The 7523-nt window shown below is 72.0% G+C and carries 10 protein-coding genes and 3 pseudogenes; all 13 read right to left on the reverse strand.

Going from position 1 to position 7523, the window contains the following annotated elements; all coding sequences use genetic code 11:
• Positions 1-15: 15 nt before the first annotated feature.
• Positions 16-711 (reverse strand): DUF317 domain-containing protein, encoded by a 696-nt coding sequence (locus tag VXC91_RS26895; RefSeq protein ID WP_329509922.1) that lies wholly within the window; start codon positions 709-711, stop codon positions 16-18.
• Positions 711-1763: a winged helix-turn-helix transcriptional regulator gene (locus tag VXC91_RS26900; RefSeq protein ID WP_329509923.1), complete on the reverse strand. Its 1053-nt coding sequence runs from the start codon at positions 1761-1763 to the stop codon at positions 711-713. The genes VXC91_RS26895 and VXC91_RS26900 overlap by 1 nt, the downstream gene beginning before the upstream one ends.
• Positions 1764-1812: 49 nt before the next feature.
• Positions 1813-2358 carry a hypothetical protein gene (locus VXC91_RS26905; RefSeq protein ID WP_329509924.1) on the reverse strand — a complete coding sequence of 182 codons (546 nt, stop codon included), beginning with the start codon at positions 2356-2358 and terminating at the stop codon, positions 1813-1815.
• Positions 2359-2379: 21 nt separating this feature from the next.
• The gene (locus VXC91_RS26910; protein WP_329509925.1) at positions 2380-2532 is read right to left on the reverse strand and encodes a hypothetical protein; all 153 of its coding nucleotides are present in this window, start codon (positions 2530-2532) and stop codon (positions 2380-2382) included.
• Positions 2529-3197 (reverse strand): hypothetical protein, encoded by a 669-nt coding sequence (locus tag VXC91_RS26915; protein WP_329509926.1) that lies wholly within the window; start codon positions 3195-3197, stop codon positions 2529-2531. Before VXC91_RS26915 ends, VXC91_RS26910 begins: the two co-directional genes overlap by 4 nt.
• The gene (locus VXC91_RS26920) at positions 3194-3682 is read right to left on the reverse strand and encodes a hypothetical protein (RefSeq protein ID WP_329509927.1); all 489 of its coding nucleotides are present in this window, start codon (positions 3680-3682) and stop codon (positions 3194-3196) included. Before VXC91_RS26920 ends, VXC91_RS26915 begins: the two co-directional genes overlap by 4 nt.
• Entirely contained in the window at positions 3679-4446 is a 768-nt protein-coding gene (locus VXC91_RS26925) for a glycosyl hydrolase (protein ID WP_329509928.1), read from the reverse strand. Before VXC91_RS26925 ends, VXC91_RS26920 begins: the two co-directional genes overlap by 4 nt.
• Complete coding sequence (locus VXC91_RS26930; protein ID WP_329509929.1) at positions 4443-5039, reverse strand: DUF4913 domain-containing protein; 597 nt, start codon at positions 5037-5039, stop codon at positions 4443-4445. The genes VXC91_RS26925 and VXC91_RS26930 overlap by 4 nt, the downstream gene beginning before the upstream one ends.
• Before the next feature lie 287 nt (positions 5040-5326).
• Positions 5327-5872: a hypothetical protein gene (locus VXC91_RS26935; protein WP_329509930.1), complete on the reverse strand. Its 546-nt coding sequence runs from the start codon at positions 5870-5872 to the stop codon at positions 5327-5329.
• Positions 5873-5902: 30 nt separating this feature from the next.
• Positions 5903-6088: pseudogene (locus tag VXC91_RS26940) on the reverse strand (DNA cytosine methyltransferase); the annotation flags it as partial.
• Between the two features lie 115 nt (positions 6089-6203).
• Positions 6204-6386: pseudogene (locus tag VXC91_RS26945) on the reverse strand (DNA cytosine methyltransferase); the annotation flags it as partial.
• A 1-nt stretch (position 6387) separates the two neighbouring features.
• Positions 6388-6969 carry a hypothetical protein gene (locus tag VXC91_RS26950; protein WP_329509931.1) on the reverse strand — a complete coding sequence of 194 codons (582 nt, stop codon included), beginning with the start codon at positions 6967-6969 and terminating at the stop codon, positions 6388-6390.
• Positions 6970-7028: 59 nt separating this feature from the next.
• Positions 7029-7523, reverse strand: a pseudogene (locus tag VXC91_RS26955) (DnaB-like helicase N-terminal domain-containing protein); the annotation flags it as partial.

Genomic DNA, 7523 nt, shown 5'->3' on the forward strand with positions numbered 1-7523 from the left:
CCTCCAAGGGCGTGGTCAGCGGCGGCGTGAGGGGCCGGGCGCGGGCAGGCTGGCGACCGAGGAAATGGGCGGAGTCGCTCCGGCCTGCGGTGTGTGGGGCGTGCGGGCGAGCGCGGCCGAGCGGCGCTGGTCGGTGTCCGCGCCGACGGGCGTGACGGTGACGTACGGCAGATTCCGCTCGGGGATGCCCGACAGAGGACGCTCGACGGGCTGGGTGCTGCTGAGCGCGATCACGGCCTCCCGTACCAGGTAGAGCGGGGTGGCGCTGGTGAAGTCGGCGTGCCAGCGTTCGCCGTTGACGTGGTCCACGCAGCCGTACATCGTCCACTGGGCCGGCCCTTCGCCCTCCAGCTCCATGTAGTCGTCGAGGTGGCCCTTGCGTAGAGCGAAATAGGCGTGGCCGTCTGGGGAATGCTGGTAGAGGTACATGGCGGTGTCGTCGGTCTGCCACCTGCGGTCGGCCAACGCCCCGGCGGGGCTGCTGGGCCGGTGGTGGGGGTCGCCGTGCAGGAAGTCGCTATGGTTGCTGGGCAGGCCCTCGGCGAGTGCGGTGGTGAAAGCAGAGGTGATCTCTGCCGGGGTGTTCCTGCTGAAGGTGGCCCACCAGAGAGGTGTGCCGAGTGGCTCGCGGTACTGGACGGCCTTCCATCCGCCGTACCAGCTCTCGGGCAGGTAGGCCACCTGCGCGCCCTGGCGCGGGCTGGTGAACATCAGGCGTGGCGGTGGTCGCCTTGCCCCAGCCCCGGGCGTCGCACAGGGCTTCGTAGACGGTGGCGGTGTCGCCGCGCCCGGCGAGATAGACGGGGTGGACCAGCAGATCGGTGTCGGGCGGGAGGTCGCCCGGAGGGGAAGTCGCAATCACGGGAACGGCTCCTGGAGGAGGTGGGGAACGGGCCCGCGTGCGACCGGGAGCGGACTGCTCGGCTGCATGCGGGCACGAGGGCGGAGGTGAGGGGGATCTGGTGTTGGACGCCATGCGGATCACCGGCCAGGAGAGGGGGCGGACCGGGCAGTGACGCGGCGGTGCTGCGACGCAGGGCGGCTGCGGTCCGGATGCCGTCCGACCCCGGCGGGATGCCCGTGTGGGTGCGCGTGGCCGCCGCGACCCGGACAGGGGCGGGACGCGGTGCGGCGACGGGGTTGCTCCAGTGCTCGACGGCTGCGTAGACCGGGCCCAGCGCCCGCCCGGCTGCGGTCAGGACGTACGGATCGCCGTGGCGCGGTCCGGTGCGGGTGACCAGGCCGTCGAGCTGAAGCCGGATCAGGCGCTGCCGGGTGAAGCCGTTGTCCAGTCCTGCCTGTTCGGCGATGTGGACGAACCGCATGGGCCCGCCCGCGTCGAGGACCTGGATCACGGCGGTCGAGTGGCGAAGGTGCAGTCGGCGCACGGCGTCCTCGACGCGCTCGGCAGCGGCCATCTTGCCGAGCGGCAGGTGCGCGTGGGACCAGTCGGACAGCGCCCGGTGTACCGAGGACAGTGCGTTGCCGAACCCACTGAGCTGGTACGGGCTCCCGTGGCGATCACCGGCTCGGATCACCAGCCCGTCATCGTGCATCAGGGCCAGCCGCTTGCCGACGAGCTGCTCGCTGACGAAGGGGAGGCGGGCGGCGACATCACGCACACGCATGGGGCCGCCCTGCTGGGCCGGGGTCTGTGCCGACGAGGTGGTCCACTTCGGCGCTATCAGGGACAGCGCCTCCTCGACGCGCCGGGCGTCGACGAAGCCGATCTGGGAGGTTGCGGGTTGTGCGGGGGCGGACATGGCGGTAACTCCGTTAGGACGAAGGGTGAATCGAACGGCCGGGTGCGGATCAGTGAAGGTCGCGCTCGGCGCGGAGACGCTGGAGCACCGTGCCGAGGCGGCGGTTGCTGACGTGGATGCCGCGGACGCGCAGGCCCTGGCGCAAGGCTTCGCGGTTCAGCCGGGGCAGAAGGGCGGCGACCTCTCGGGCTACGGCTATGAGGTCCTCATCGCCCGGCGCGGGGCCGGTTCGCCGGGCGGCCGAAGGCCGGCGGGCGGCAGGCTGGTCCAGGAGGAGGCGGACGTCCAGCAAGTCCCAGACCGCCTCGGCTTCCGACTGCTCCCGGCGTTCGAGGTCCACGACTTCGGCCGCGTACCGCAGCACGAGGTCGTCGAGGGCGTGTCCGCCGGAGCGGCAGCGCTGCCAGGCCGCGTCGAGATTGCGGCGCGCGGCACGGGCATGAGCGTTCGTCGTGGCCAGGCCGTCGAGCCGCCGCAGCACGATCGGCAGAACGGGATCTCCCGAACCGCCATGCGCGCTGTGGCGCTGGAGGTCCTCCAACGGGCGGCCGTACCGGTGCTCGACCAGGTGGCGGGTGTAGATCACGGTGGACATGGGTGTCTTCCTCCTGGGATTTCAGCGGGAGCGGGAGGGCTTGGCGGTCATGCCGGTGGGGGAACGCGGGTCGCGGGGTGGATGGTCGTCGCTCAGCGCCAAGGGGTCCTCGACGCAGAACTCCTCGGTGACCAGGTGCGCGCCGGGCCGCTTCGCCATGTCATGGGGGTTCATTCGGCAGCGTCCATCCGGGCGAGCAGGGAGCGCACCAGAGTGGGCAGGCTGTCGGGTCCCTCGCCGAGCCGGACGTGATCGGTTGCCTCGCCGAGGACGTACGCGGCGTCTTCGAGCAGGCCGCTGGAGACCTCCATGCAGGCGTCGGTGATTCGGGAGGCGGCGAGCAGGGATCGCGAGAGCACTTCGACGTAGTCGCCGGGGCTGAGGTCGGCAGCCTCAGCGGCTGTGCGGATGGCGGCCAACTCCAGCGCGCTGAACGCGAAGTCGGACCCGTCGTCCTGGTCGGTTGGCGAGGGCGCGACGAAGGCCGGGTCCGGCGGCTCGGCGGGGATGCCGATGCGCGTGCAGATCTGGTCCACGGAGGCGGTCAGCTCGGCGAGGGACTCGGTGAGCCGGCCGAGCGCGGAAGCGTAGGACGCCAGGGTGAACAGACCGGCGGGGGTGGAAGGCAGCGGCTCCTCGACGACGAACTCTTCGAGCCGGTCGTTCAGTTCGCAGACCACCCGGGGACCGGCGGACAGCGCGCCGAGGACGGGATGCAGGTAGGAGCGGCTGGTGGAGGTGGGGTACTCGGTCGTCAGGACCTCCGAGACGCTCTGCGCGGCGTCGGTGAGCAGCCCGGCCAGTTCGGTGCGGTCGAGGGACGCACGGTCGGCGGTCATCGCATGGAGGCCTTTCGGGAGGCGGCGGGAGCGGCGGGGCTGGCTGCCGCCGGTGCGGCGGCCGGGAGGGACGCGGTCGGGTCGAACGCGTGGGGGGATCGGGACCGGGCCGCCTGGACTCGGGCCTCGGCCGCCGCGTCGGTGTCGGCGGGCCGGTTGAGGCCGGTGCGGTTGGTGCGGAGCTGGGCCGTGCGGTAGACCGCGTAGTCCTCCCGGGCATCGGCCGCGACGAGGTAGATCTCGCGATTGTGGGTCGAGGTGGGTGGGGCCGGGCGGAACTGGATGACCATTCGGTAGGAGACGGCCGGGTCGACGTAGACCTTGTGGAAGCCCGCGAGGCGGCCGGTCAGCGGCAGGCAGTCGTCGCTGCCGTGGACCAGGTTCTGGAGTTCCAGCAGTGCCAGGTCGCGGATTTCGTCGGGGAGTTGGCGCAGGTCCGCGATGGCGTCCGGGTGGGCGGCGAAGGCGAAGCGGGCGCGGCTCACATCGGGCTCCGAGGGTTCGGGCGCAGACCCGTTCCTGCGGATGGCGCGTTGCCCGTGTCGAGGTCGGCTTTCGGGATCGCGGAGGCACCCGCTGACCGGGTGAGGGCGGCGCGGGTGAGCCGGGCGGCGGCCTCACCGCGGTAGTCCGGCGGCTGCGGCAGCGGACTGCTGCGGTCTTCCAGCCAGTGCCGGGCGGCGGCCTCGTCGGAGAAGGCGCCCTCGCGCATCGTGTACGTGTGGGCGTCGGGGTTTCCCTCTTCGAGGAAGACACGAATCGGTGCCTGAGCGGCGTTGGAGTCACGGGTCAGCGTCCACGTCTCGCACGGGGCGAAGTCCAAGGTCCAGCTGTCGAGGACCTTGTAGCGAGAGCCTGACTCCCGGATCTGCTGCTCGATCCAGAGGGTGAGATCGTCGGCGGGCTTCAGGGATTCTCCGCTGGCCTGGGCGATCCGCTCGGGCGGGCAGCCGCGCTCGATCAGCCAGTTCTGGGCGAAGGCCAGATTGGCGTGGTTCGCGGTCTCGAAGGTGAACGTGCGCTCGCGCAGGTCCCGCGTGATCTTGATGGCGACGAGCTGTGGTTCACCGGGGACGCCCCAGGTCATCGACGCGTCGTGGGCGACCAGGTAGCTGTGCGTCCCCTCCGGGGTGGTGTGGTGCTCGGCCAGCACGGTCAGGTCTCCGGCCCCGAGACTGCTCTCGGCGAGTTCGGAGGCGGCGTCGGCGGGATCGAAGTCGTCAAGGCGGAAGTCGAGTTCGGCGGTCACCGGGTGGCTCCCGTCAGCTCGGGCGCCGGGGTGGCCAGCACGCGGTGGTTGGGCCGGGTCGGGCTCGTCGTGCATGCGGCGAAGGGGCCGTCGGGGGCACGGAGATGAACCAGGGCCTGGTCGAGGTGGTCGCGGTGCCACGTCGAGGGACCGGACAGGCTGGCCTCGGCGTCGGTGAGCTGCTGCCACGCGAGCCAGAGCGCGTGCAGCCGGGCAACGGCCTCGGGGTGCTCGTGCCACTGGTCGCACCACGGTCGGGTGGCGCTGATCTCCCGTCCGTAGACGGGCAGGAACAGGTAGTTCACCCAGTCGCTGAGCGCGGCCAGCTCGACGGCGTACGCCTCGCCGCCCAAGGCGAGGATGAACACCGATGCCGGGGCGTCGGCCTTGTCGGCGCTGGCAGCGCCTGCGGTGGAGGTTTCCGCGGTGGGCTGAGGGGTGGAGACGGGCTCGGAGCCGAGACGGTCCAGGATGACGCCGTGCTGGCGTACCTCCGCCATGGTCTTGGCGAGGGTGCTGGCGAGATCGTCGAGGTCGCCGTCGGGAACGCGGAACGGCTCGGGCTCGAGGGTGGCCTTGCTGGGGTCGGACATGGCGGATCCAAGGGAGTGAGCGAGCAGGGCGGGGCCGACGTGCGGCGCGCTCTTCTGGAGGTCACGGCGGTGCTCCCTTCGCAGGTCGGCATGGGCAAGAGGATGCGGAGATTCCGCGATTTGGCGCGGCCGGGGAAACCGGGTAATGGGGCGCTACGGCGCGGTGCAGCGGGGGCAGCCTGGGAAAGGAGGTGCCAGCAACTGCACGGCTTGGGCGGCCTGTTGGGGAACCACGCCGTTGCCGAGCGCGGTGAGCTGAGCCGGTCGGCCGAGTCCCGGAGTGGCGGTCACCCAGCCGGGGGCCAGGCCCTGCATCCACTCCACGAAGTCGGCGCGCAGGCGTCCGGCGGCGTCGGTGGGCGGCGGCGCGGGGCGGGTGAGGTTCTCCCATCGGGCGATGGCGGAGGCGTACGCTCCCCATCGCCCGTCGATCCCTCCGCTTCCGGGGCCGCCTCCGCCCACAGCGGCAGGACCACCGCCGACAGGGGAGGGCGCCAGCCCTTGCCCGGACGGCGGCCCGGGGTGCCGGTGTCGCTCGCCCTCGGAGTGGGCAGCAGCGACGCTGCCGCGCTCGGCAGCGTCATGTCCCCGTTGCCGTGCCGCTGGTTCGGCGAGCCCTTGATCCCGTCCGACGCCTTCGGCGTGGGCAGCAGCCACTCCACCTCGTCGGCCAGGTTCGGGCCGTGGCCGCCGCTCTTCCTCTTCGACGGGTGCTGGGAGCCGCCGTTCTTGCCGATGTTGCTCGTCGGGGTCTTGAGCAGGGTGCTCGACGGGCCAGGCGAGGAAGGTGCGCTCGCGACGATGGGGGCTCCGACGGCGGAGGCACGAAGCACGAGCCACCTCGCGTCGTACCGGATATCGGCCAGGGATGCGAGTACGGCACCAAGTGCCCGCACAGGACGCTGGGTTGGGTCGTCTCCCAGACGCCACGGGCAGAATTCCACGTCGCCAGGGGAACCGGCGGGCGAGGTGAGGAGACCTCGGACATTCTCGATCACCACCAAGCAGGGGCGGAGGGCTTCGACCGCACGGGCGACGTGCAGCCACAGCCCCGAGCGGGTGTGGGGGTTGAGTCCGGCGCGGCGCCCGGCGACGGAGACGTCTTTGACAGGGGAAACCGGCCGTCAGGACGCACACCCGAGGCACATCGGCCCAGTCGACGGCGGTGATGTCCTGCAGATTGGGCACGCCGGGCCAGTGCGGGGCCAGGATGCGCGCTGCGTCGGGGTTGATCTCGGCGTGCCAGGCCACGGTGCCGCCGAGCGCCGTCTGGACCCCGAGGTCCAGACCGCCGTAACCCGAGCAGAGCGAGCCGATCAACGGCATTCGCGCGGTGGTGGGTTCCATGTCACCGGCCGCGTGCGATTCGGTCCGAGGGGGCCGCCACCGCCGTGGTGACGTTGGGCAGCGGCGAACCCGGAGAATGCGCGGTGGTCGCGGACCGGCTGCGGGCAGCCTGGAGCCGTGCGGACGGGGGAGAAACCGTTGCCGATGCGGCGTGCAGGGAGTTGGCCCCGTCGTGCAGTGCCGCGCCGGCGGTGGCGAGTGCTTCCTCCATCACCCGTACTGCTGCCTTCCGGGCATCCCTGGCGTCGGGCTGGTCGCGCAGACTCTCGGACTGGTTCAGGAAGGCGAGCTGGTGGGCCACCGCTCCCAGGGCGGAAGCCGCTTCGCCCGCAGGCTCGACGGCGGCGGCGAAGTTGGTGATCACGCGAGCGGTGTGGGGCGCCTGGTCCTGGTCGGCGGCACGGAAGAGGACCTCGTCGCCATCGGTGACCAGCTTTCCGAGCTCGGAGATCTGGCGTGCGACGGCGAGGACATCGGGTGAGCGGTGGGGGTCTCCCGGCACTGGCAGCTTGCCGCGCTGGGCGTCGAAGGCGGAGGCCGTGGCGCGCAGGGCCAGGGCGTCGGAGAGTGGGGTGTTGTCCACGGGGCGTTCCAAGGTGGGGACGGTCGGATGGGCTGGGTTGGTGGGTGGGTGAGGACGGCTCAGCCGTGGGTGCGCGAGGGCGGTCGTGCGGCTGATGATGTGGAGGCAGAGCCTGGGCATTCCGAGGGCCGTGCGGCCGGTCGCGCTGTGCTGCGGGCGAGGGCGGCGTGGACCTGCGCCGTCGGGGGCCCCTCGGTCGGCGGCGCGGGGGGCGGCGCCGGAGCGGGGTGGCCGTTCGCGGTCTGCCAGCGGGCGCGCACGTTGTCGAGCGGCCCGAGCGCGTGCAGGGCGTGGCTAATGAGCCGTCCGGGGGCCAGGGTCTCGTTCTCAGCCAGGGCGCGGATGGCGCGGGCGGAGGCGGCGGCCGTACGGGCGACGGAGGAGCGCATGATCTGTTCGGCGAGCCACTCGGCGCTGCCGGCGCCGTCGCCGTCGCAGATGGCGGTGAGCTGTTCGGTGGTCAGCGTGCTGTCGGCGAGCAGACCGCGCCGCTGGGCTTCCCACAGCACCGTGATCCGGTCGATGGGTTCGCCGCGGTGGTGCAGCGCTCCTAG

Origin of the sequence: Streptomyces chiangmaiensis (assembly GCF_036281785.1) — a bacterium.
GTDB lineage: Bacteria > Actinomycetota > Actinomycetes > Streptomycetales > Streptomycetaceae > Streptomyces > Streptomyces chiangmaiensis.